Here is a 24,023-nt window from a genome sequence, read left to right as displayed (position 1 = left end):
GTCATGATGATCGATGGGACGGTCAGTTCCTACTCTGCCAGCCAGTCCCAGACCAGCCACTATCAATCCTCACAGTAGTAATTAGGAGGGGTCGACGCTGACTATGCGGGCGATCGACAGGGATGCTTCGGCTCCCGTGGAGGTGACCGTCCCGCGCACCCGACCGGCGTTGAGCGTTGCCGGCAGCATCTCGATGGTGCGCTCGCGGCCCTGCGAATCCGCGATCCGGATGACCACCCGCCGCTTCGCCTCGGCGGCCTCACGCAGCCGATCCATATGCCCCAGGGGCTCATCGCTGCTCGCCATCGCCTGCGCCCCGGTCGGGGCCGACCGGAGGATGCGGATGTATTCGCCGAGGTGGCCGTCACTGACCCGCGGACGCCTGCGCACATTGACCTCGGGTTCGGACTGGGTGATCACCTTCCGCCGGCGCACCGTTCCGGTCGCCGAATGCAGCAGCGCGTGATGGTCACCGGCTTCGAGCAGGTGCATGGTCCGCTCGGGCCCGAGCTGGGCGATCGCGACCGTCGGTGCCAGCCGCTCGAGACCGGCCGGCAGCATCGCCTGGTCAGAGAGGATGACATCGAGGTCGACCGGGTCGTCGACGACGAGCACGGCCCGGGCACCGGCGACGCGGACCCGCCGCAGCTTCGACGCGGTGTTCTTCACGAGGAAGTCCAGAGTCGATGGCAGCTCTTCGGCGCTGATGCCGGCGAGTTCGGCCAGAGCATCCTCGGCACTGACCCCCGACTGCATCGTGTCCTCGATCGTCTCGGCGTCGATGCGGTAGACGGTGCCCTGCCCGCGGGCCTCGACGACGGCGTACCTGCGCAGGATGTGATGGACCCGCGGTTCGATCGGACCGGTCGCCACGGCGGTGAGATCGGACTGGATGAGCACCGTGTCGACCTCGTCGCCGAGGCCGTCGGACACCGCGGCGATGACGTCACCGGGGACCTCGAGGGCATCGACGGCGACGCCCAACGGTGCGATCGACGGATCCTGCTTCGCATGCTCGACCAGGGCAGCGTCCAGTCCTGCGGAGAGACTGACCCCGAAGCGGCTGGGCCCGAAATGGTCGGGCTGCTGCAGGGGAGTGGTCGCCAGACCCAAGCTCACGCACGTATGCAGAACCGCCTCGGTCATCGCGGGCTCATGCGCCTGGATCATGGGCCGGCGGCGCAGCACCTCGGCATGGACCCACCCCGCCGAACGGGCCGAACCGAGACCGATGTCGTGGAGGATTTCGAGGACGGTCAGGCGCAGCAGCGGCATCGCCGGCACCGACTGTCCATGGCCCTTGAACAGGGACTTCTTCGGTGCGGCGAGCACCGTCAGCCGTTCGTTCTCACTCGCCCCGGCCGCGAGCTGCGTGACGTCGAGGGACTCGCGCAGCCACGCGCCGACCAGTGCTGCCCAGAGTTCGGCACGATCGGACGACAGCGCGGACTCGGCGTCATCGGCGGCCGTCCACTGCGGGTCGAGGGCATCATCGAGCACGCCGATGAGGTGCAGCGACTTCGCGGCCAGCAGCAGAGTGATCGTCTGCTCGAGCCCGAGATCGAGGGTGCGGGCAAGCCGAGAGACATCCCGCTTCGAGATTCCGCCGCTGGTCAGCCGTGAGATCGGGGTCGCGGAGAGTTCGTCGACGAGCCCGCGCAGGGAGGAGATCACCTCGGCGACGGCGGCCTGTTCGGAATTGTGGATGAGCGCCTGACCGATCGTTGCGGTGCTCGCATCGACCGTGGCCGGATCGATCTGCCACGGGCGGGTGCGCGCAGAGTCGGCCGCCGAGGTGGGCAGAAGCGTGATGGCCTCGGACTGGATCCGCCAGACCGGCTGCGCGGCGAGCAGGGCGGCGCGATCGCCCGGCTGCGCGGCGACCGATCCCGACTCCGAACCGGACCCGGACGTCGGCCAGACCAGGCCGAGGTCGCGCAGGCGGGGGAGGGCCGCCTCGGCGCGGGTGGGATCGATATGGGCATTGTCACCGACTGCGATCTCCGGAGTCGTGCGGGCGGCCATGGCAAGGGCGATGTAGACGTCGATTTCGTCGGCATCCAGCGCCTCGATGCCGCGGGCGACCCCGACGCGCGAGGACGCGGCCGCGGCCAGGGATCCGATCGTCGGTGACTCGGGTTGGAGGAGGTCGCGTCGTGTCCGGACGAAGGACTCGAACTCGGCATCAGAACTGTGGGACAGCCACTGGCTGAAGGTCATGGACATCGTCGCTCAGTCTATCGCGAGGGGTACACTGGAGGGGCAGAGAAACAGGAACTGCGAACTTCAGGAAGGACGCGCATTGTCAGCCAATCGAGTCGACACGGTCATAGTCGTCGCAGCGGTTGCCGCCGCCGCCATCGGGGCGCTCGGCCTCATCGGCGTGCTCGGCCAGGCCTGGATGGGAATGTCACCCAGCCCGTTCCTGACCTATCTGCCCATGATCCTCGTCCCCATCGCCGTCGTCCTGGCCTGCGTGGCCATGGTCCGTGCGGCGCTCAGACGCAGACAGACCGAGGTGGGCCGCAGCTGATTCCAACGCTTCTCCCTCCGGGCCGGTGAGCGGAACGATCCCCGTGAGATCCGCCCCGACCGAGTGATCGGACCGGCCGCGCCGAGCAGCCGGGCTCGACCGAGCAGCCAGGTCACAGTGATCGGGATGCTCAGTCAGGTCCCCTCGCCGAGGCGGCCGCCCGCTCCCGCAGCATCGCCGAGTATGTGACGCGCCACCTGGAGCGCCGGCGCGCACCTTCGAACCGAGCGAGCCTGCGCGAGTCTGAATGGGCCCATGGATATGCGCGGGTCCGCGCCTCGTGTCGGTCGGACGATCCAGCAGATCAGGCGCCATCCCACACCGACACCGCCCGCCCACCTAGTCGGACAGACAACAGCACTACCCGCCCACCGCGGCGGACACCAGCACAGCCCGCCCCAGCGGCGGGCACCAGAACGGCCCGCCTCAGCGGCGGGCGCCAGAAGAAAGGACATCATGCCTACCGGACGCGTGAAATGGTTCGACACCGACAAGGGATTCGGCTTCGTCGTCGCCGAGGACGGCTCCCAGGCCTTCCTCCACTCCTCCGTGCTGCCCGAGGGACTCGAGGTCACCAAGGGCACCCGACTCGAATACGACGTCGTCGATTCCCGCCGCGGAGCACAGGTGCTCAAAGCCCGCCCGCTGAGCACTCCGAGCAAAGTCTCCAAGGCCCGCCGACGCCCAGCTGAGGACATGGCGGTTATGGTTGAGGATGTCATCAAAGTACTGGATGACCTCAACAACGGACTGCAGCACGGCCGCTACCCGGATCCCACGCACGGGAACAAGGTAGCCAGCCTGCTGCGGGCGATAGCCGACGATTTGGAGTCCTGATGTCATCGCTGTTCAGTGATTGGCTGGCCCGGCAGACCGCCGCGCCCGTGGCCGAGAACGATGCCGCAGGTGCCGCCGAGAATGATGCCACGCCCACCGCCGAGAACGACGCCGCGGCCGCCGCTGGAAGTGCCGCATCGACCGACGCGGAGGCGGCCGCCTCGGCGAAGGGGACGAAGTCCTCACGCGGACGTGCGGGCACGGAAAAGCGCGCGGGCACCGAGAAGATCGTGCTCGACACCCAGCTGGCCGCGGCGATCGACATCGCCCGCTCCGCCATCGCCGAGGTGGCCGGCAGCGCCGTCGTCGGCGAGCACCTGGGCACCGTGGCCGAAGGCACCCGCCTGGTCACGCACTACTTCGTGTGCACCGATCCGACTTACCGCGGCTGGCGCTGGGTGGCCGTGCTCGCCCGCGCCCCGCGCGCGAAGAAAGTCACCGTCTGCGAGACGGCTCTGCTGCCCGGGCCCGACGCGCTGACCGCGCCCGAATGGGTGCCGTGGGAAGAACGCCTCGAACCCGGGGACATGACGCCGAAGGACACCCTGCCCAAGCTGGATAAGGACCCGAACCTGCAGCCGGGCTTCCAGCAGACCGAGGACAACTCGGCGGACAACATCGATCAGATCCAGAACTTCGAGTTCGGTCTCGGGCGCGAACGCGTCCTGTCCTCCGACGGACTCTCCGCCGCCGCCAGTCGGTGGGCGGACTCGGACGCCGGACCCGACGGCGAGTTCGCCTCCCGCGCCTCGGCGCACTGCGGATCCTGCGGTTACCTCATGCCGATCGCCGGATCCCTGCGGCAGAAGTTCGGCGTCTGCGCCAACGCCTGGTCGCCGTTCGACGGACGCGTCGTCGGACTCGAATCCGGGTGCGGAGCCCATTCGGAGACCGACGTGCACAAACCCAGCCATGATCCGGCCGAGGCCGTCGTCGACGACTACTCCGGCGAACTCGAATTCCAGGAGGGCTGACCTCCTCGATGTCCCAGACGTTCCGGTCGCTGTCGGAGCCGAACTACCGGCACTGGTTCGCCGGTGCCCTGATCTCCAACACCGGAACGTGGATGCAGCGCACGGCGCAGGACTGGATCGTCCTGACCATGCTCACCGACAACAACGCCTCGGCACTGGGCATCACGATGGCCCTGCAGCTGGGGCCGCAGCTGATCATGTTCCCGTTCGCGGGCAGCCTCGTCGACAAGTTCGACAAACGTCGCCTGCTCATGGTCACGCAGGCCCTGCTGGGATTCATCGGGCTCATCCTCTTCGCCCTCGTCATCACCGATGCCATCGTGCTCTGGCACGTCTACGTGCTCGCGTTCACCCTCGGCATGCTCACGACCCTGGACAACCCGGCCCGGCAGGCCTTCGTCTCCGAACTCGTGGGCGAGAAGCTGCTGCCGAACGCGGTCAGCCTCAACTCGGCATCGTTCAACGGTGCCCGTATGATCGGCCCCGCCGTGGCCGGTGTGCTCACCGCCGTCATCGGTGCCGGCCCGGTGTTCCTCATCAGCGGACTCGGCTTCGCTGCGACGCTCACCGTGCTTCTCCGCCTCGACAAGTCCCGGCTGCACCCCTCGGGCAGGCGCGGCAAAGGCGGAGTGCTCGGCGGCTTGAAGTATCTGCGCCGGCGCCCGGACATCACGGTCGTGCTCGTCGTGCTGTTCATCGTCGCGACCTTCGGGTTCAACTTCAACATCTATACCGCGACGATGGCGAAGATCGAGTTCGGCCGGGATGCCAGCGGGTTCGGTCTGCTCAACTCGGTGATGGCCATCGGTTCGGTCACCGGAGCGCTGGCCTCGGCCCGGCGGGAGAAGCCGCGGCTGCGGTTCATCTTCGGTGCCGCCGGGGGATTCGGCGTGGCCGTCGGGGTGGCGTCGCTGATGCCGAACTACTACCTCTTCGCCGCATCCTTGGTGTTCGTCGGCTTTGCCTCGCTGACGATGATGACCTCGGCGAATGCGTATGTCCAGACGACGACGGCGGCGAACTACCGAGGCCGAGTCATGGCGATCTACGCGGCAGTCGTCATGGGCGGCACTCCCATCGGTGCGCCACTGGCCGGCTGGGTCGCCGATACCTTCGGACCGCGCATGGCACTTGTCGTCGGAGCCGCCTCGGGGATCGCCGCCTTCGCCGTCGGTCTGCTGTGGATGGTCATGGCCAAGGACCTGAGACTCCACCGCGACCCGAAGTCGCGGATCCGTCTGCACATGAGTTACCAAGGTCGACCTCCGGGCATGGGCCGTCACGGGACAGATCATCATGGGACAGGCCATCTCGGTGCCTTCTTCGGACGAGACCATCATGATCGGGTTGTGGACGACGATCACGGTGAAGCGGCGGGCGACGGCCGACTGTCGAGCGCAGACGAGCGTGGGTTCTCGGGCGATGGCGGACGATCGAGCGATGGCGCTCCCCTGAGCCAGAACGATCCCGCGGGCGAAGGCAACAACGGTCGAGCCGCGAACGGCAGCGACTGAGCCTTTCGTGACTGAGCCTTTCGTGACTGACCCCTCGGGCGGAGCCGGTGCCGTCTCGGCGGTTACAGAGGTTCGTCGAATAGAATTCGGGGGACCACCTCGGCGACGGAATCGGAACTGCCTGTGACTACTGACATCATCACCTCGGCGCTGGTCGGCGTGGCCATCCTCATCGGCTGCGTGGGCATCATCGTGCCCGTCCTGCCCGGGTCGATCCTCATCGGCATCGCAGTGCTCATCTGGGCGATCGTCATCGGCGGTCCCGCCGCCTGGATCATCTTCGCCATCGTGGCCGTCTTCGTCGCGGCCGGGATGAGTTCGTCGCTCGTGCTCACCGGTCGGAAGCTCAAGTCCATGCAGGTGCCGAACTCCTCGGTGCTGTTGGGCGGGGTGCTCGGGATCATCGGCTTCTTCGTCATCCCCGTGCTCGGACTGCCGATCGGGTTCGTCCTCGGGCTGTTCCTCGCCGAATACTTCCGCCTCAAAGACGCATCGACGGCGTGGACCTCGAGCTGGGAGTCGATCAAGGCGATCGGCTTGGGCGCCGGCATCGAATTCTGCCTCGCCCTGCTTGCCGCGCTCACCTATGGCATCGGACTGCTCATCCACTTCCTCGGGTAGAGGGGTGGGTGACAGAGCCCGCCGGCGGCTCACAGCGCCAGGTGGGCGATCTCCGGCGCGCCTTCGCCGAGTATCAGTCTCGCCAGCCCGTCGCCGATGAGCGGACCCATCGTGAGGCCACCGGCGCCGAACCCCGAAGCCAGCCACAGTCCGTCCGCGCCGGGGACCGCTCCCGCGTAGGGCAGCGCCCCCTCCCGCGTCGACATGGGGCGCACGCCGATCCGGGTCTCGAGGACAGTCGCCTCGGCGAGGCCGGGGGCGATCCGCAGCGCGTCGTCGAGGACCTGCTTCGTGCCGGCTGCAGTCGCGCGGACGTCGAAGCCGACGCCGTCCTCCCTCGTGGCTCCGGCGACGATGCGGCCCCCGTCGAACGGGGTGATGTAGTGGTGGTCGAGCGGGTGAATCGTCGGCCACGGCGATGTGTTGACACCGCGCAGTCCCAGATGGACCAGTTGGCCACGCTGAGGAGCGATTCCCACCGAGTGACCGAGACGGTCGAGGAGGTCAGCACTCCGCGCCCCACCTGCGATGACGAGCGCGTCGAAGTCCTCCATCGCCGAGGTGGTGCGCACCGACCACGGACCCCTGCCCTCAGTTCCCCTCCCCGAAGTTCTGCTGCCCGATGGGGTGATGGCCTGCGCGGAGTCGGCGACGAACCTGGCGCCATGCTGCCTGGCCCCGGTGAGGAGCGCATCTCGCAGAACCCGTCCGTCGACACGTCCGCCTCCGGTGATGAGGAGACCGGTCATGTCCGGAGCGATCGGAGGGAAGAGCTCGGCCAGTTCCGCCGCATCGACATCATGGATCTCGCCCGCGACAACCCCGGCGGCCGCGACGCGCTCACGGATGGTGACAGCCGCCTCGGTGAGGATATCCGGGTCACTATTGACGACGAGGGCTCCGGATCGGCGGTAGCCGAGATCCGGGATGCCCAGCGCGCTCAGGCGTTCGAGGAACGCCGGATAGAAGTTCCCGCCGGCTGCGTACGTCTCGTAGTAGGCACCCGTGCTCGTCGACACCCACGGTGCGATGATCCCCGCGCTGGCTGCTGTCGCCTGCCCCGCCATGGCATCGTCGACGATGGTGATGTCGACGCCGCGGGAGGCCAGAGCGAAGGCGGTGCTGGCACCGGCGATGCCGCTGCCGATGACGCCGACGCGGGCGCTGCTGTCGACAGTGCGTGCCGGTGCGTCGGTCGCGGTGCTGGTCACGGTGTTCCTCCCCGGGAAGATCCTCACAACGACGGTTGCCGCCGACCTGTCACAAGCCTACGCCCCGCGGCCTACTTGAGGGCGTCGACGACGAAGTCGATGCAGGCGAGCAGCGCCCGGACATCGGCCGGGTCGACGGAGACGAAGGTCGCGATGCGCAGCTGGTTGCGCCCGAGCTTGCGGTAGGGCTCGACGTCGACGACGCCGTTGGCCCGCAGCACCTTGGCCACGGTCGCGGCATCGATCGAATCGTCGAAGTCGATGGTCGCCACGACCGACGAACGATCCGCGGGGTCGGCGACATAGGGATGAGCCGCCTCGGCGGCATCGGCCCAGTCGTAGACGAGACCGGAGGACTCACGGGTCCGCTCGCTCGCCCAGTCCAGGCCGCCGTTGTCGATGATCCATTCGATCTGCTCGGCCAGCAGCAGCAGGGTCGCCACGGCCGGGGTGTTGTAGGTCTGGTCCTTCCGCGAGTTCTCGATCGCGGTGACCAGGTCGAGCGAGGTCGGGATCCAGCGTCCTGAGTCCTTGATCTCCTGTGCGCGGGCGATGGCGCGCGGGGACAGGAGCGCCACCCACAGGCCGCCGTCGGAGCCCATGTTCTTCTGCGGTGCGAAGTAATAGACGTCGGTCTCGGCGATGTCGACGGCCAGTCCGCCGGCTCCGGAGGTTGCGTCGATGACGACGAGGGCGTCCTCGGCGATCCCGGCCGGACGTGCGATCTGAGTGGCCACACCGGTCGAGGTCTCATTGTGGGGCCACGCGAAGACGTCGGCGGCGGATTCGCCGGTGGCCGCCTCGGCGGGGGAGGAGATGAGACCGGCTTCGGTCAGGGCCTCGGGCGTCGGGATCGCCGAGGTGCCCGGTTCGGCGTCGAGGATGAGTGAGGATTCGAGGTGCGGCGCGGTATCGGTGGCCTTGGCGAACTTCTGTCCGAACTCTCCGAACGTCGCATGCGCGGCACGATTGCGCACGAGGCCGAAGGCGGCGACATCCCAGAACACGGTGGAACCGCCGTTGCCGAGTACCACCTCGTAGCCCTCGGGCAGGCTGAACAGATCGGTCAGCCCGGAGCGGATGCGGCCCACGATGTTCTTCACCGGCGCCTGGCGGTGGCTGGTGCCGAGCACCTCGGTCGCGGCCGCGTTCAGCGCCTCGATCTGTGCGGGGCGGATGCGGGCCGGGCCTGACCCGAAGCGTCCGTCGGCGGGCAGGAGGTTCTCTGGGATCGTTATATTCGTCGCAGTCACGGTCGACATTCTACGGTGGGGCACCCGCGATCCCGCCGCCGGTCCGTCATGTGACGCGGCGCCTGTGTCATCACTGATGCCGCCCTGTCACACCCGCGTCGTAGAGTGAAGGCATGAGTGAGCCCGTCGATCGCCTCCCGCAGACCCGGAAGTCCTACGACTCCAGCATCTTCGACCACCCGGACACCGCGCCCCTGACTCTGTTCCGACAGTGGTACGACGAGGCCGCCGACCATGTCCGCGAACCGAATGCGATGACCGTGTCGACCCTCGACGAATGGGGCCCGAGCTCACGCATCGTCCTGCTCAAAGGACTCGACGAACGCGGGTTCCTCTTCTTCACCGACTATGACTCCGCGAAGGGTCGGCAGCTGCGCGCCGATCCCCGCATCGCCGTGAACTTCCCCTGGCAGGACATGGAACGTCAGGTCCGCATCCGCGGCCTCGCCGAGGTGGCCGCACCCGAGGACTCGGACGCGTACTTCGCCGTCCGACCCCGCGGTTCGCAGATCGGAGCGAACGTGTCCAAACAGTCTCAGCCGGTGACCGGCCGGGAGCAGATGCAGGCCGAATACGATGCCGCCGTGGCCGAGTTCGAGGGCAGGGACGTGCCGCGCCCGGACCACTGGGGCGGATTCCGCATCCGTGTCTTCGAGATCGAATTCTGGCAGGGGCAGCAGAACCGTTTCCACGACCGGTGGGTCTTCCGCCGCTCCGACGGCAGCCACGAAGTCGCGAACCTCGACGAGGCGTCCGCATGGACCGCCACCCGCCTCTATCCGTGAGAGTCGCTTGGGCCCCTGAACGGTGGCGGTGAAATATTCGACTCACTTCCGGCGTTACGGGCAGGTCGGCATGGTCAGCGCCCCGATTGCAGGTGTCGGTGAACTGTCGTCCGGCGGACGGACCCGGCGGATGGGCCGGCGGTCAGAAGAGTGGAGAGGCGTGGCGGTGACGGCCTGGGAGAGCGGCACTGCGGAGCCGAGGATTCTCGACTCACGGTAATCGCTGAACGCACGATAGGATTGAGACAGAGATCGCAACGGCCGCGACCAGGAGCGCCTGGGCGGCGGTCGGAGCAGGGTCGCAGAGACCCGGATGGTGACAACGCCTTAGATGGTCCGAACGACCTGAAGACGAAGAGTGGAGTGGCTGGTCAGAAGTGAACGACCTCATTGATACAACCGAGATGTACCTCAAATCGATCATCGAGCTCGAGGAACAGTCGATCGTGCCATTGCGTGCCCGAATCGCCGAGCGTCTGGATCACTCCGGCCCCACCGTCTCGCAGACCGTGGCCCGGATGGAGCGCGACGGGCTCCTGCACGTCAGCAACGACCGTCACCTCGAGCTCACTCCGGAAGGTCGCCGGATCGCCACCGATGTGATGCGCAAGCACCGTCTGGCCGAGCGCCTGCTCTCCGACGTCGTCGGGCTCGAATGGGAGCTCGTCCACGACGAAGCCTGCCGGTGGGAGCACGTGATGAGCGAGCAGGTCGAGCGCAAGCTCGTCAACCTTCTGCCCGACACCTCCTCGGGTCCCTACGGCAACCCGATCCCCGGACTCGACGTCATCGGGGGAGAAGCCTCGAAGACCACCGAGGTGATCGACCTCGCCACCGCCGTCGGACGCGACGGGGCGAAGCATCTGACGATCGCCTGGCTGGCCGAACCGCTGCAGGTCGACATCCACCTGCTCCAGCAGTTCCAGGTCGCCGGCGTCCTGCCGGACAGCGAAGTCGAGATCTCGCGCAACGGCGAATACATCACCGTGCAGGTGCCGGGTGCTCAGGATGTGCTCGACCTGCCGCTGGAGACGGCCTCGCACGTCTTCGCCTACCGTCGCTGATCTGACAACGCCGAGCGGACTCCAGAGCAGGCCTCGCTGCGCAGACCGCGGAGCGAGGCCCGCGCGACCGAAAGTGTGCCACTGCTGCCGGTACCGCTTCCGGTTGGCGGCATCTCTGCAGCCATGTGCCCGCCTCCGGTAACGACGGGGCGGGCACATGAGTCTCGATTCGTTACAAATATGTGTGATCTATGACCCAGGGAGTGGCTTTCCACCCCCTGGGTCGTGTCGTATAACGGAAAAATGTTACGAAATCTCGAAGCGATTTCAGGTCTCTGACCTGGGAAGTTATGGAAAACATCACGGGTTCCCTCCCGTGCTTGTGACAGAAACGTGACAATTGGTCACCGATTGGTTACAGTTGTGGAGGTCGTTCACGCAATGACGACTTCGCAGCGAGAGCCGAACGCCACGCTCACTGTGAGTTACCAAGGACCGATAGTGGCGGTTGGCCCGGAAAGCCAATAGGTACGAGAGGGAAAACGTGGCAACTAAGCAGCATGGCCGCCGCGCCGCAGATGCCAAGGTCAAGACTCCACTGACCGAGCTCACTGAACTTCTGAATGCCAACTCAGGTGTCTTCGGACGTCGCGCAGCTGTTGTTGCTGCCAGCGGTGGTCTGCTCACCGCCGCGGTGATGCCCGCCGCGGGCCAGGGTGCAGACGACCAGAACGAGGTCTCCGCTCAGGCCGAGACCACTCAGCAGGTCGACTTCGAGAACCAGTCCGTCACCATCGGTGACGACTCCAAGGACAAGAAGGGCGAGAAGAAGGCCGACTCGCTCGAGTCGCAGGCGACGAGCATCACTGCTGATGCCGCTCCGAAGCCCAAGCCGAAGCCGACCCCCACTCAGACCGCCACCGCTGACTCCGATGAGTCCGCAGGCACCTCCGACGACACCGCCAACAGCGGCTCGTCCGACTCGGGCAAGAGCGATTCCGATGACGCCGGTTCCATCGACGGCTCGAAGGCCGAGCAGGTCCTCGCCTGGGCTGAGAAGGGCGTCGGGACTCCCTACGTCATGGGCGGCACCAGCCAGAGTGGCTGGGACTGCTCCGGTTACACCTCGTGGGTGTTCAGCCACGTCGGCGTGAACCTCCCCCGCACCTCCGGTGCTCAGAAGGGTGCCGGCCAGATCGTGTCGCAGTCCGAGGCCAAGCCCGGTGACCTCGTCTGGCACCCCGGCCACGTCGGTATCTACGCCGGTGGCGGACAGATGTACGATGCAGGTTCGCCGAGCTCGGGAACCTCGAAGCGCAGCTACAGCTGGATGGGCAACGTCACCTTCATCCGCGTTCTCTGATCAGCTTCACCGAAAGCTCCCCGTTCGACTCGACGGTCCTCGAGTCGGGCGGGGAGCTTTCGTGTACCTGGAATTCCCTCGCCGAGGTGGCGCTCCCACCTCCGACACGACCGTTGGTCGGGCTCCCGGAGGGGCAGGCTTGTGCAGGTGCGCATGCGAGCGCTCGGGCCCGTGCGGGCGGCCGCGCGCGCCCGCGCGAGGTAGGCGGGCACGTACGCGCCCGCGCACACGCGCGAGGTGAACGGAGTCCGAAGATTGCGTGACGCGAACCGTATGAATTGGGTCACAGCCGTTCGCGGCGTTATTCTGGAAAGGATTGAGTTCCATGAACGGTGTCGACCCGAATGGATCGACACCGCCGACCTGAAGGAAAGCAGATGGGGCAGAGTCGAATACTTCGAATAGCCGCTCCAGTCTCTGGTGCGGAGTACATACGTGTCTCCGTGCCCTCTTTCCAGGCGTCGTGCCCATGAGCACGGCGCCTTTTGTGTTCCCTGGGGCCGGGGCAGCCGGTTTCGGCCCACAAGAGAAGAAGATGAGGGGCGAGATATGAAGACTCTCGTGCTGAATGCCGGTTACGAACCGCTGTCGATCGTGCCGTTCACACGCGCCGTTGTGCTCGTGCTGACGGGAAAGGCGACAGTGCTGGCCGCAGAGGACATCCCGGTGAGATCCGAGCACATGAGTCTCGATCAGCCCTCCGTCATCCTGCTCACCCGCTACGTCCGACCGCCGAGCAATCGGCGCGTCTCCCTGTCCCGACGCGGTGTCCTGCGCCGAGACAATCACCGCTGCGCCTACTGCAGCAGGGCCGCCTCGACGGTCGACCACGTCGTGCCGCGATCCCGCGGGGGAGTCAACAGCTGGGAGAATCTCGTCGCCTGCTGTCGCGAGTGCAACAACCGCAAAGGCAACCGCACGCTGAGCGAGATCGGCTGGAAGCTCAACGTTCATCCGCAGGAGCCCCGTCTCGGGCAGCTGTGGATGCGGGGCATCGACAAGCCCGTTGAGAAATGGCGGCCGTTCCTCGAGCTCTCTCGCGCCGCCTGAGGGTTGCGACACCCTGGATGTGAGAAACGCGAGGGTCGGCAGAGCTTGATCCGAATGCCGTGTTCCCGAGGCTCCGATTCGCCGGCATCGTCCCAGATGGGGAACTGTGTTGTCCGCATTGTGGAGGAATTCGGATAACGATGTGACATACGCGAAGTTCGCGGGGGCATTGTGTTCTAGGGTGGACGAAAGTGAAGAGTTCTCCGACCCGAGGAGCTTGCCATGAGTGAGCAGGACCGACCCCAGAACCCCGACTCGGCCCCGGCCGGTGAGCCGGAGGCCGTCATCGTCGGCATCGACGGATCCCCGCCGAGCCGCAATGCTCTGGCCTGGGCTATCCAGGAAGCTCGGTCCCTGGACCGTCCCATCCGCCTCGTCGGCGCCTACACGATCCCGAGTGTCGCGGCTGCCGCGATCGATGTCTCCTATGTCCCCATCGATGACTCATCGATTCGGCAGGCCGTGACGAACACCCTCAAGGAAGCCGCCGCCGAGGTCAAAGCCGCCGGTGTCCCCGTCGAAGCCGTCATTGAGATCGGCGATGCCGCAGGCGTGCTCATCGACGAGTCGAAGACCGGCTGCCTCACCGTCGTGGGCTCCCGCGGTCGTGGCGGATTCGCCGGCCGGCTGCTCGGCACGGTCTCGAGCGCGCTGCCCGCGCACTCGGCCTGCCCGACCGTCGTTGTGCCCTCCTGTTGGGACAGCCAGGCCGACCGCCCGGCCCACCCGACCTCGTCCCGCCCGATCCGTCAGGACGGCGTCGAAGTCGAGGAGCACGATCCCAACGCCGAGGCGATCGAGGGACTGCGCTTCGACGGCAAAGTCGTCGTCGGCGTCGACTCACTCGGTGCCGAATCCCCGGCACTGTGGAAGGCCGCCCGGTTGGCCGTGCGTCGCGGTTCACCGCTGCACATCGTCGCCGTGATCACGACGACGGTCATCGGCCCCGAATGGCTGCCGAGCACCGCCGATCTTGAGCGCCTCGTCAACGAAGGCGCCGATAAGCTCGTCGTCGCCAAGCAGCGCCTGGCTGAGGAATTCCCGAACCTCGATGTCACCTGGACGCTCTTCGACGGCCAACCCGCCGAGGTGCTCGTCCGCGCCTCTGATACCGCCGAGGTGCTCGTCATCGGTTCCCGTGGCCGCGGCGGCTTCGCCGGCCTCCTGCTCGGTTCGACCTCGCAGTCGGTGCTGCCGTATTCGCAGTGCCCGACGATGGTCGTGCGCGTGGCCCGCGATCAGAACAAGCGCCGGAAGGACGGGGAGATCCCAGAACCCGGCCTGTGATCAGGGATGACCGCCGGAAGACAATCGCCGGGGCGGCCGACCCCGAGCTTCGACTGGCGGCGCGAGCGGTGGCTCCGGCGTTCACGTCGGAGCCACCGCTCGTGACTGCTGAAGTCCAATTCCTGTGCGCTGTTCAGAGTCGCACATTCGTGTCTCAGTGAGCGCGGTAGGACTCCGGCTCGGCCAGGTCGTGCTCAGCCCTGATGCTGCGAGACAGTCCCTCGAGGGCGACGAGCGCATCGACGACCAGTTCCGGAGTGACGGGGAAGGGCATGTTGTGGATGGTCTCACCCTCGACCGTGGCTGCTTCGGCAACCGCACGGAGGTCCTTGACGTCAGTGGGGCTCAGTCCGATCTCGGTCAGGGTGTTCGGCAGACCGACCTTCGTGGTGAACACCACGAAGTCCTCGATCTCCTCGGCAGCGGCTCCCTCGAGGACGAGCTGAGCAAGCGTGCCGATGTTGACCTTCTGTCCGTGTGAGAGCCCGTGCGTCTGGGGTGCGGCAGTGAGGGCGTTGTGGATGGCGTGAGCGGCGGCGAGTCCGCCGGATTCGAAGCCGAGCCCGGACAGCAGTGTGTTCGCTTCGACGACTTTTTCCAACGCTGGGGTCACCACTTTCGATTTCACCGCCTCGATGGCCTGGAGAGCATTCTCATGGAGAATGTCCCAGGACAGCCGTGCGAGTGCGACGCTTGTCTCCGTCTGGAGGCCGCCGGCCATGGTGGCAGCGTTTGCCCGGCGTGCCGCGCGGGCCTCGACCCACGTGGCCAGGGCGTCGCCGATCCCGGCGATGAGGAACTGCACCGGGGCATTGGCAACCAGTTCAGTGTCGATGAGCACCAGATCGGGGTTGTGGGGGAAGAAGCGGTATTCGAGGAACTCGCCCTCGTCGGTGTAGATGACCGCCAGGGCAGACGTCGGTGCATCTGTGCTGGCAGCGGTGGGCACGCTGGCCCACCGTACACCGGCGAGATGTCCGGCCGCTTTGGCCGCATCGATCGCGGAACCGCCGCCGAGGCCGACGATGACATCCGAGCCGGTCTCCTTGATCGTGGCGGCGAGTGAGTCGACCGCATCAGGGGTGGCGAAGCGGCCGAAGCCGACCCGCTCGATCGGAAGTTCGGCATCGCCGAAACTTGCTTCGACCGAACCTCGCACGATGCCCCAGACGACATCGTCGACGACAACGAGGGGGCGTGAGCCGATCGTGGCGATGAACTCTCCGATGCGTGAGATTGCGCCCTTGCCTTGAACGTAGCGCGACGGGCTGATGACTGTGCTGATTGGAGCGACCATGGTATGGATCCGTTTCCTCGGGCCCTGCGGGGCGTTGCGTACAGTTCCCTCAGCGATGACGTGTCGTCGCCGAGGATTTGCACACTAGCACGGGCAAAGATCGAGCACGGTGAATGCGACAACGCCGAGACCGGCACCGTTCACGGGTACCTCGAAGCGGTTTGGCGGAGGACTTGGTGGACGGCATCGACGACCTGCTGCTCCGGGACAATGCGACAGGTTCTACTGGTCCACGGTGGCTTCGATGACGACATTGTCCACCGACCGGCCGGAGGAGCGCTGCAAGCAGGTGAGGATGACGAGCCGGCCCGGTTCGTCCGCCCATACTCGATCATCGCCGGAGATGTCCGTCTTCGGCACAACGTAGGAGTCGGTCACCGTGTAGTCGCGATCCTGGAGGGTGATCGTCTCACCCGATCGGACGCGCGGCTTACCGGCACCGACATCGATGAGCTTGTTCCCAGGCAGCTCGGCGCCCTGCACAGAGTGGATGGCAACGTAGGTGGTGCCGCGTTCGGGGTGGTCGGGCGTGCCGTGATTGCGCACCACGTAGCCGTTGTTCAGCCCAGGAGGATTGATCGCACCGTTGATCTCGGACATGGTCTCCAGTCCGGTGGAGAGTCCCACCGAAGGGACTTGGAACTGCCCATCAAGGGCCTCGACCTTCATCTCGTCGATCTCTGTCTTGCTCGGGGGATCTTCCAGTTCCACGTCGCTGCGGCTTTCAGCGGTGCTCTCTTCTTCAGTGAGTCCATCGGTGAGCAGCCATGCTCCTGCGCAGAGGAGCGCAATGATGACGACAGCGACGGGGACGGCCCACCAGATGGAGGATCTGCGGTCTGTCATGGAGTCCTTTCGTCTGACGGTGGCGGTCGCCGAAACAGCGACCGCCACCGAGTCAAAGCCCACAAGTCATGACCTGTCGGTCATGACTTTCCGATCAGTTCCTCGTCATACGACGGCGAACCGTCCCGATGATGAGTCCGCCCGCAGCAGTCAGCAGTCCGGCCCCGCCGATGAGCTTCCAATTGGCTCCCGTGTCGGCTGTATCGACATAAGCACCCGTTTTCACGACAGGGTGGTCGTCTGGCTTGTCGGCCTCGGGGACGGCGATGTTCACGGTCTCTGATGGGACCCCGTAGCCATGGGACCAGGCTTCGTTCGATCCGGCGGCAGGGGCCGAGGCTACGAACGTCACCGACTTCTCCTCGCCCGGTGTCACGAAGTCGGCGTCGAGGCTGAGCTCGTCGGTCTCGAATTCGACGCTGCCGTCATCGCCGCATGTGACATCGGGAGTGAACGTCTCGATGAGTTCCGCGTCCTCTGGGGCGCTCTCGGACTCGCTGATCCGTCCTTCCTCGGCATACACCTCGACCTTGGCGTCTTCGACGGGTTCACCGGGCGCACAGTTCTCCAAGCGGACTTTGTCGGTGACCTTGGCGGGAAGATCGGTGATCTCGTCGACCGAGACCTGCGACGAGACGTTCGGACTGTAGAGGCCCTGGTAGGAATCCGACGCCTCGACGGTGGTTTCCTGCTTTTCGATGACTGCTTGCAGGTTCGCGCGGTCATAGTCGGCGGCATCGAAGTCTTTGGGATTCCACTGGGTCACCGATCCGGTGGGAAGGCCGGAGAACTTCACCGACACGGATGCGTCGGGAACGTCGTCGGCGAAGTCGAGGGGCACCTCGACGGGCTCTTCACCGGACGTGATCTCCGTGGTCTCAGCCGTGGCACCGTCGACGGTGAGTTCACCGTCGAATCCGGGAACGCTGACGCCCTCGGAGTTGACCAGTGAGACAATCGCGGCCTCGGAGTCCTCGTCGATGGTGACCTTGGCCGTGTAGGAGCCGTCGCCGGCATATTTCGCGGCTTCGTCGTCCATGAGTGCCGAAAGGTCATAGGCTTTGGGCAGAACGTCGTCGTGGAACGTATCCGCGCCGATGTCCTTGAGGTTTTTGGAGTCTTCGTTCCACCCGATCCCATCGGTGACCTCTTGCAGGCTGCGGTCATCGAGGATGTCGCGGTGGTCGATCTCATCGGAGCTGTGGACGTGCTCGCTGATGGCCATGTCATGAGCCATCTCATCGGCCGCATCGCGGCGGGGTTCGTCCCATTTCGCGAGGATATAGGCCAGCTCCGGAGCCTTGACCGAGGATTTTCCGCTCTCGTCGTATCCGTCGCCCATGGGCTGTGTCAGGCCGCGGTCGATGCACCAGACTCGCTTGTCGGAGAGAGGGCCGGACGGTGGGATGTAAGCGCCGTACATGGTGGCGTTCTCGACACCGCCCTGGTCGTCGGTTTCGGGGTTCGTGGTGACACCGGTGAAGTCCGGTTCTCCCTCATAGGTGCTGAGCTGAGGACCGAACTCTGGTGCTGCTGCTGCTGGCGAGGCAAGGAGAGCGCTCCCTGCGACCAGTGCGATTGTCGTGCCGACGACGGGCAGTCGTCTGCGGAGTCGCCGCATGGTGTGGTTCCTTCCTGGGTGCGTCACGTGGTGTCGGCCTTCGACGCCACAATCGAAGGTTCAGAGGCAACTGCCCTGACCCGCTCCCAGCACGACAGTATAGAGACAGCAAGGACTATTGTCTTGTCAGGCAGGCGGCGAAGTGAATTTCGGAAAGGTGTGTTGGTGGCTCCATCAGCACAGATGTTCTGCTTCATTGTATGTAGTTACAAGTTCCCCTGAAGGAAGCTTGAGCGACGCCGAGCGCGCGAGACCGCATGCGAGCATCGCCCCAGCGGAAGTCATCGTCATACCTGGCTCGATCGCAATCGCCGACAGCGATGAGATGGCGAGTCTGGCCATCAGCAAGAGACCGGGCGTGTTTACACAGAACTGCGCCCCCGGGCAGATTCGAACTGCCGACACCCGCTTTAGGAGAGCGGTGCTCTATCCCCTGAGCTACGGGGGCCAGGTGGTCGTCCACAACCACGATCACCCAGTGTAGCGTAGAAGAAACCTCAGTGTTCCACGGTGTGCCAGCACCTATTATGAGCAGATTCTCGTTAGGGTCGAATTGTGTCGGATTCCGTTGCAGACGAACAGTTCCCAGAACTCGGAGATGTCTTTGCCGAGTGGAAGAAGCAGGCCGCCCATCTGGGCGGTCGCGACACCATGCTTCATTTCCGGGACTCGCGCGATGGCAGCATCGACCTCTCCGGTGCCCACCCATCGGGGCTCGCGCAGCTCCTGGCCGGCAGAGCTACCCGCCTGTCGAGCCTGATCCGCGACCATGACATCCTCGCAGACGCCCGACGCCGCGCGAAGTCCATCCGCTCGAAGGCCGAGCAGCTCGACAATGAGCGCGGCATCCGCACGGCTCATCTCGCGATCGGCTTCGCCTCCTGGACGGAGAAGGATGCGAAGTTCAAATTCAACGCGCCCGTGGTCATGCGCCACATCACGCTGGTTCCGCGTGGTTCGCGCGTCGAGGACTTCGAGATCGTGCTCGGCAGCGAGATCTCGATCAACCCCGCGCTCGTCCACCACCTCAGCGAGGAATACGACCTCGAGGTGCCTGTCGACGACTGGATCGACGCAACCGGCGGCCCGCACGGGTTCGACCCGAACCCGGCCCTCGACCGACTCCGCGACCTCGCGCAGGACGTGCCCGGCCTGCGGATCAACCACCGACTGATCATCTCCACATTCGCGAACATCGCGAATCCGTTCTCCACCGACTACCTGCCGACTCACCACCCCGTGCTCCGCGCTCTGGCCGGAGATGAGGACGTGCGAGCCTCGCTCGGCGGGCCCTCGTATGTGCCGCAGACAGCGGGTTCGCGTGAGGCGAGAGCAGGAGGTGCCCGCGAGGAGAAGGCGGCAGGCTCAGGCGAGGAGAAGGCAGCCCCGGCAGGTACCGCGAATGATGCGGACGAGACGTCGGCAGCCGTGGCGAAGTCGCCCGTCGACGAGGGCAAGCTCGCGCGAACCAAGGCCTCCGATGCGAAGTCGACGCCCGGCGCTGCCGCAGTAGGCGGAGTGGACGCGAAGAATGACGCAGATGCTGAGAAGGGTGCGGAAGGGGCCGGTGACGGCACGCTCAGTGGCAGTGAAGGCGCGCGCGGTGAAAACACTGACGGGGACAGAGCCGACAAGGACGCGTCCGCAGCGAACGCGCGGTCCTCGGGCGCACAGTCCTCGGGCACAGGGTCCTCGACCGCCGCCGATGACGAAGAGGAATACGGTCAGCCGACCGTTCCCATCACCGATGGTCCGCTGAGCGATGATTCGCTGACCGGGCCGGCATCGGAGACCGGGCCGACTTCAGAGACCGAGTCCGAGGCGCCCGGTGAGTCCCCGTCTGCCGATGAGTCCGAGACATCCGATGAGTCCGAACCTGAGGCCGCCGGCGAAGACGTCGTCCCCGCAGCCCTCAAGGAACCCATCACCCCGCTTCCCGACCGGAAGCCGCAGGAGGAGTTCCTCGTCATCGACGTCGACGGTGACCAGCAGGCCGTCGTCGACGCCGCCGTCTCCGGCCACTCCGTCGTCGTCGACACTCCGCCCGGCACCGGAGCCACCCAGGTCGCCGTCGCCGTCGCCACCACCCTGGCCCACACCGGCAAGAGCGTCCTCTTCCTCGCTCAGACCTCCGATGCGCTCGATGACTTCTCTTCCCGCCTCGGCGAGGTGGGCCTGAACGACTTCGCCGTCGACACCCGCGAAGGCTCGGAGCACATCCGCAAGCAGCTCATCGGCCTCATCGCCTCGGCGGAGAAATCCGAACGCCCCGACCTGTCGACGCTGCTGTCCGATCTCAACGAGCAGCGGGCGACGCTGGCCGATCACGTCTCCTCACTCCACCGTCGCCGTGAGCCCTGGGACGTCTCCGTCTACGAGACGATGCAGCACCTCGCGGAGCTGACCTCGGGAGATGACTCGCCGCAGACTCCGGTCCGCTTCGACGAGGACCTCCTCGGTGCCAGTGAGGATCGCCGCAGCGTTCTGCGCGGCAAGCTCGGCGAACTCGCCTCCCTCGGCGCTTTCACCCTCGACGTCGAAGACACCGTCTGGTTCGGCGCCGATCTCAAGTCCGTCGAGGAGGCCGAAGCCGCCCGCACCGTCGCCGAACGCATCGGCCGGACGATCCCGGACCTCGTGGCCGCGACCGAACCGGTGCTGCAGAAAGCGAAGCTCAATCCGCGTCGCAACGTCGACGACTGGGCGCGCGCGATCCGCGTGCTGCTGCGCGTACGCAAGACCCTCGACAGCTTCGCCCCCGACATCTACGACCACCGCCTCGACGACCTCATCGCCGCCACCGGCACCGCCGAGTACCGCACCGAGGCAGGCGTCGAGATGGGCATGATGCAGCGCCGCCGGCTGAAGAAGTCCGCGCAGGAATTCCTCCGTCCCGGTGCCGAGGTCGACGATCTCCACGCCTCCCTCATCGACGTCCGCGCCCAACGCGTGATCCTCACCGACCTCGCCGGTCACGACGGCCGCCCGCAGATCCCGCGCGGCGTGCTCGAAGCCGACGAGATCCTCCAGAGCGTCGAAGCCGATATGGCCAAGCTCAGCCCGATCCTGGAGAGCACGCCCGACGGCGGCGACCTCGGCTCGATGCTCATCGAGGAGCTCCAGGCCCGCACCGAGGCGATGGGCCGTGACTCGGAGCACCTCGCCGAGCTGCCCGAACGCTCCCGTCTGCAGCGCGAACTCGATGCCGAAGGCCTCGGCGACCTCATGACCGATCTGCGTCGCCGCAAGGTCGACGACAGCCTAGTCGGCCCCGAATTCGACCTCGCCTACTGGGCCTCGGTGCTGCAGACCATGGCCGGCGAAGACCCGGCGATCGGCCGTCACGACGGTGCGGCGCTGCACCAGGTGGCCGAGGACTTCCGTGAGAACGACCGTGCCTTCGTCGCCGCCGGTGCCTCCCGTCTGCGCTTCAACCATGCGCAGGCATGGAAGCGCGGCATCGACGCCGACCCGATCGGCGCCGGAGTCATCAAACAGGAGCTGCTGTCGAAACACACCTCGGTGCAGCGGATCTCCACGCAGGCACCCGAACTGCTGACCACCCTGGCCCCGGTGTGGATGGGCAGCCCGTACACGGTGCCCGAGCTGTTCTCCGCTCTGCCGCTCTTCGACGCGGTGGTCATCGCCGACGCCGGTCGCCTCGCGGTCGCCGACGTCGTCCCGGGCATCACCCGCGCCCGCCAGGTCATCTCCCTCGGTGACTCCCGACTCCTGGGACCGCGTCCCTTCTCGATCGCGGTCGATCGGTTCGGGATGGACGACGGGAATCATCCGGACTCGGTGCAGGACCGCCTCGGCGAATTCCTGCCGCGGATGCGACTGTCGAACTCCTACCGGCTCTCACCGGTGGGGCTGATCGACCTGGCCAACCGGCACTTCTACGATTCGACGATCTCGACGCTGCCGACGGCGCACACGGGCGAGGGCAGCGGGCTCGAATTCTCCTACGTCGCCGACGGTCGCGGCCCCACCGACATCGGCACGGGCCGGGTCGAGAGCCCCGACGCCGAGGTCAAACGCGTCGTCGAGCTCGTGCTCAAACACGCGCGGAACCGATCGCGGGAATCCCTGGCCGTCGTCGCACTCACCCCGCACCATGCACAGCGGGTGGCCACTGCGATCTCGCGGGCGATGAAGGACCTGCCCTACGTGGCGGCGTTCTTCAGCGACTCGTCGAAGGAGCCCTTCGTCGTCACCGACGCCGAACGGGTGCAGGGCATGTCCCGCGACGCCGTGATCTTCACCCTCGGCTACGGGCGCACCGTCCACGGCCGGGTCATCCACGACTTCGGTCCGCTCTCGGGACCTGATGGTCGACGGATCCTAGCCGCGACGATGACCCGGGCGCGGAAGCGGCTGACCGTGGTCTCGAGCATCGAGGCCGAGGACTTCGACCAGCACAAGCTCAGCGGGGGAGCGGTCATGCTGCCGCGCCTGCTCGAAGAGGTCGCCGCCGGCGGAGTCAGCCAGCCCGGACCGCACGGCGAGATCTACGATCCGCTGATGGGGGATATCGCCGATCGGCTGCTCCAGCTCGGCGTCGTCGCCCACGAACACTACAACGGCATCGATCTGGCCGTGGCGAACTCGACCGAGGACGAGCACGGGATGATCATCGCGGTCGCCGGTGACGGTCCCGAATACGCCTCCATGCGCAGCCTGCGCCAGCGTGATCGGGTGCTGCCTGAACAGCTGAGTCGCCGGGGTTGGAAGTTCATGCGGGTATGGTCGACGGACGCATTCGTCGACCCGCAGTCGGAGACCGAGAAGATCTTCGAAGCATGGCGTTCCACAGTCGAGACGATGAGCCCCCAGGCCGTGCTCAATGCCGCACGCGCTGCCTCGGTGGTCGTCGGACGCACGGGCAGCCGCCCGAAGCTCGTGCCCGGGCTGCCGATGCATAAGTACACCGCCGAAGGCCTCGACCAGATGACCGACTGGATCCAGTCCGATGCGGTCGTGCGCGGCGATGGGGAGATCAAGGACCTCCTGCGCACGGCGCTGGCCCAGAAGGGCAGCTCGACGCGCGGAGACTCCCAGCTGCAGGCCGCCGTCGACCGTTACCGTGAGCGTCATGCTCAGGCGAAGAAGGTCACCGGCTCCGAGGTGTTCATCCCGCAGTCCGGTTCCGCCGGGCCGGTCGAAGACGAGATCCTTCCGACCTTCGACACCGGCAAGATCCGTGCCGATGAGCTCCGGTCCGCCGGACTCGTCCGGACCGCAAGCAATGACCAGGTCGCCGAGGCGGCCGATGAGTCGAACTCGAGTGCTGAGGCTGAATCGGGTACGGGGCCTGAGTCGAACTCCACCGCGGCGTCCGACGCGGCGGCGGCAGAGGCGAAGACGACAGCGTCCGGGGCCGGCCTGTCGACCGATGCGAAGGCGGAACAGCCGAAGACTGACGCAAAGACCGATGCGAAGGCGTCTGATGCGTCGGCAGCTGAGCCGAAGACGGCCCCGGCGAAATCGGACGCCGATATGGCGGAGAAGCCCAGTTCCGAATCGGGCGCGGAGTCGAAGAACGACGATGCCTGAACAGCCGGACGAGACTGTTCCCTGCGATGGGGATCAATCGTCCGAGGTCGAGCGGGAGCACGAACCCGAGGCGGAACCGACAACCGACGCAGGCGCCGAAGCCGACTCCGACGCCGACGCGAGCGCTGCCGCGGAACGCCGAGCCCGTCTCGAAGCCGCGAAGCGACGCTATCGCGCCACGCTGCGCAATGAGGCCGACTCCGGTGGCGGCGGCTTCAGCGAGGACTACTATCGCTCGCAGAAGCCGCCGCACTGGTCGTAGATTCCACCG

Annotated in this window: 18 protein-coding genes and 1 tRNA gene; 12 read left to right on the top strand and 7 right to left on the bottom strand. The window is 66.3% G+C overall.

The window, feature by feature from the left end; genetic code table 11:
• Positions 1–81: 81 nt before the first annotated feature.
• Positions 82–2,226, bottom strand: coding sequence for a helicase-associated domain-containing protein (locus GUY23_RS15045; protein ID WP_228282412.1), 2,145 nt, complete (start codon positions 2,224–2,226; stop codon positions 82–84).
• Positions 2,227–2,302: 76 nt separating this feature from the next.
• On the opposite strand from GUY23_RS15045, the gene GUY23_RS15040 reads away from it, so the two are divergent.
• From GUY23_RS15040 to GUY23_RS15020, 5 genes are all read left to right on the top strand, one after another.
• Positions 2,303–2,533 carry a hypothetical protein gene (locus GUY23_RS15040; RefSeq protein WP_166973655.1) on the top strand — a complete coding sequence of 77 codons (231 nt, stop codon included), beginning with the start codon at positions 2,303–2,305 and terminating at the stop codon, positions 2,531–2,533.
• 456 nt (positions 2,534–2,989) lie between these two features.
• Complete coding sequence (locus tag GUY23_RS15035) at positions 2,990–3,370, top strand: cold-shock protein (RefSeq protein ID WP_166973652.1); 381 nt, start codon at positions 2,990–2,992, stop codon at positions 3,368–3,370.
• Complete coding sequence (locus tag GUY23_RS15030; RefSeq protein ID WP_166973649.1) at positions 3,370–4,344, top strand: DUF3027 domain-containing protein; 975 nt, start codon at positions 3,370–3,372, stop codon at positions 4,342–4,344. The genes GUY23_RS15035 and GUY23_RS15030 overlap by 1 nt, the downstream gene beginning before the upstream one ends.
• Before the next feature lie 8 nt (positions 4,345–4,352).
• Positions 4,353–5,858, top strand: coding sequence for an MFS transporter (locus tag GUY23_RS15025; protein WP_228282410.1), 1,506 nt, complete (start codon positions 4,353–4,355; stop codon positions 5,856–5,858).
• Between the two features lie 123 nt (positions 5,859–5,981).
• Complete coding sequence (locus GUY23_RS15020) at positions 5,982–6,479, top strand: DUF456 domain-containing protein (protein ID WP_166973646.1); 498 nt, start codon at positions 5,982–5,984, stop codon at positions 6,477–6,479.
• 29 nt (positions 6,480–6,508) lie between these two features.
• On the opposite strand, the gene GUY23_RS15015 is transcribed toward GUY23_RS15020, so the two are convergent.
• Positions 6,509–7,690 (bottom strand): NAD(P)/FAD-dependent oxidoreductase, encoded by a 1,182-nt coding sequence (locus tag GUY23_RS15015; RefSeq protein WP_166973643.1) that lies wholly within the window; start codon positions 7,688–7,690, stop codon positions 6,509–6,511.
• A 71-nt stretch (positions 7,691–7,761) separates the two neighbouring features.
• On the bottom strand, positions 7,762–8,943 hold the full coding sequence (gene serC / locus GUY23_RS15010; RefSeq protein ID WP_166973640.1) for a phosphoserine transaminase: 1,182 nt from the start codon (positions 8,941–8,943) through the stop codon (positions 7,762–7,764).
• Positions 8,944–9,056: 113 nt separating this feature from the next.
• On the opposite strand from serC, the gene pdxH reads away from it, so the two are divergent.
• The 5 genes from pdxH (at position 9,057) to GUY23_RS14985 (ending at position 14,432) form a co-directional block, all read left to right on the top strand.
• Positions 9,057–9,728 (top strand): pyridoxamine 5'-phosphate oxidase, encoded by a 672-nt coding sequence (gene pdxH, locus GUY23_RS15005; RefSeq protein ID WP_166973637.1) that lies wholly within the window; start codon positions 9,057–9,059, stop codon positions 9,726–9,728.
• Positions 9,729–10,105: 377 nt separating this feature from the next.
• On the top strand, positions 10,106–10,792 hold the full coding sequence (locus tag GUY23_RS15000; RefSeq protein WP_166973633.1) for a metal-dependent transcriptional regulator: 687 nt from the start codon (positions 10,106–10,108) through the stop codon (positions 10,790–10,792).
• Positions 10,793–11,276: 484 nt separating this feature from the next.
• Entirely contained in the window at positions 11,277–12,095 is an 819-nt protein-coding gene (locus GUY23_RS14995) for a C40 family peptidase (RefSeq protein WP_166973630.1), read from the top strand.
• 549 nt (positions 12,096–12,644) lie between these two features.
• The gene (locus tag GUY23_RS14990; RefSeq protein ID WP_166973627.1) at positions 12,645–13,145 is read left to right on the top strand and encodes an HNH endonuclease; all 501 of its coding nucleotides are present in this window, start codon (positions 12,645–12,647) and stop codon (positions 13,143–13,145) included.
• A gap of 222 nt (positions 13,146–13,367) precedes the next feature.
• Entirely contained in the window at positions 13,368–14,432 is a 1,065-nt protein-coding gene (locus GUY23_RS14985; RefSeq protein WP_166973624.1) for a universal stress protein, read from the top strand.
• Positions 14,433–14,586: 154 nt separating this feature from the next.
• Here GUY23_RS14985 and GUY23_RS14980 read toward each other — a convergent pair whose 3' ends face one another.
• The 4 genes from GUY23_RS14980 to GUY23_RS14965 form a co-directional block, all read right to left on the bottom strand.
• A complete protein-coding gene (locus GUY23_RS14980) occupies positions 14,587–15,729 on the bottom strand; it encodes a glycerol dehydrogenase (RefSeq protein ID WP_323127128.1) in 1,143 nt (380 codons plus the stop codon).
• A gap of 222 nt (positions 15,730–15,951) precedes the next feature.
• Positions 15,952–16,575 (bottom strand): class F sortase, encoded by a 624-nt coding sequence (locus GUY23_RS14975; protein ID WP_166973621.1) that lies wholly within the window; start codon positions 16,573–16,575, stop codon positions 15,952–15,954.
• A 94-nt stretch (positions 16,576–16,669) separates the two neighbouring features.
• On the bottom strand, positions 16,670–18,196 hold the full coding sequence (locus GUY23_RS14970; protein WP_166973618.1) for a hypothetical protein: 1,527 nt from the start codon (positions 18,194–18,196) through the stop codon (positions 16,670–16,672).
• A gap of 375 nt (positions 18,197–18,571) precedes the next feature.
• Positions 18,572–18,644 (bottom strand) — tRNA-Arg (locus tag GUY23_RS14965).
• A gap of 107 nt (positions 18,645–18,751) precedes the next feature.
• Between GUY23_RS14965 and GUY23_RS18795 the strand changes: the two genes are divergently transcribed.
• Both GUY23_RS18795 and GUY23_RS14955 read left to right on the top strand, forming a co-directional pair.
• Positions 18,752–23,752 (top strand): DUF4011 domain-containing protein, encoded by a 5,001-nt coding sequence (locus GUY23_RS18795; RefSeq protein WP_166973615.1) that lies wholly within the window; start codon positions 18,752–18,754, stop codon positions 23,750–23,752.
• Entirely contained in the window at positions 23,745–24,014 is a 270-nt protein-coding gene (locus GUY23_RS14955) for a hypothetical protein (RefSeq protein ID WP_166973612.1), read from the top strand. The genes GUY23_RS18795 and GUY23_RS14955 overlap by 8 nt, the downstream gene beginning before the upstream one ends.
• Positions 24,015–24,023 lie beyond the last annotated feature (9 nt).

The sequence above is a fragment of the Brevibacterium atlanticum genome (assembly GCF_011617245.1).
Lineage (GTDB): Bacteria > Actinomycetota > Actinomycetes > Actinomycetales > Brevibacteriaceae > Brevibacterium > Brevibacterium atlanticum.
Note: the sequence above shows the minus strand (reverse complement) of the source record. Positions and strands in the feature narration are given on the sequence as shown.

Excerpts from the sequence above, each read along its gene's own strand:
- GUY23_RS15030 (WP_166973649.1), top strand. The coding sequence starts at position 3,370 with ATGTCATCGCTGTTCAGTGATTGGCTGGCCCGGCAGACCGCCGCGCCC.
- GUY23_RS14955 (WP_166973612.1), top strand. The coding sequence starts at position 23,745 with ATGCCTGAACAGCCGGACGAGACTGTTCCCTGCGATGGGGATCAATCG.
- GUY23_RS15045 (WP_228282412.1), bottom strand. The coding sequence starts at position 2,226 with ATGTCCATGACCTTCAGCCAGTGGCTGTCCCACAGTTCTGATGCCGAG.
- GUY23_RS14980 (WP_323127128.1), bottom strand. The coding sequence starts at position 15,729 with ATGGTCGCTCCAATCAGCACAGTCATCAGCCCGTCGCGCTACGTTCAA.
- GUY23_RS14990 (WP_166973627.1), top strand. The coding sequence starts at position 12,645 with ATGAAGACTCTCGTGCTGAATGCCGGTTACGAACCGCTGTCGATCGTG.
- GUY23_RS14970 (WP_166973618.1), bottom strand. The coding sequence starts at position 18,196 with ATGCGGCGACTCCGCAGACGACTGCCCGTCGTCGGCACGACAATCGCA.
- GUY23_RS15025 (WP_228282410.1), top strand. The coding sequence starts at position 4,353 with ATGTCCCAGACGTTCCGGTCGCTGTCGGAGCCGAACTACCGGCACTGG.
- GUY23_RS15035 (WP_166973652.1), top strand. The coding sequence starts at position 2,990 with ATGCCTACCGGACGCGTGAAATGGTTCGACACCGACAAGGGATTCGGC.
- GUY23_RS14985 (WP_166973624.1), top strand. The coding sequence starts at position 13,368 with ATGAGTGAGCAGGACCGACCCCAGAACCCCGACTCGGCCCCGGCCGGT.
- GUY23_RS14975 (WP_166973621.1), bottom strand. The coding sequence starts at position 16,575 with ATGACAGACCGCAGATCCTCCATCTGGTGGGCCGTCCCCGTCGCTGTC.
- pdxH (WP_166973637.1), top strand. The coding sequence starts at position 9,057 with ATGAGTGAGCCCGTCGATCGCCTCCCGCAGACCCGGAAGTCCTACGAC.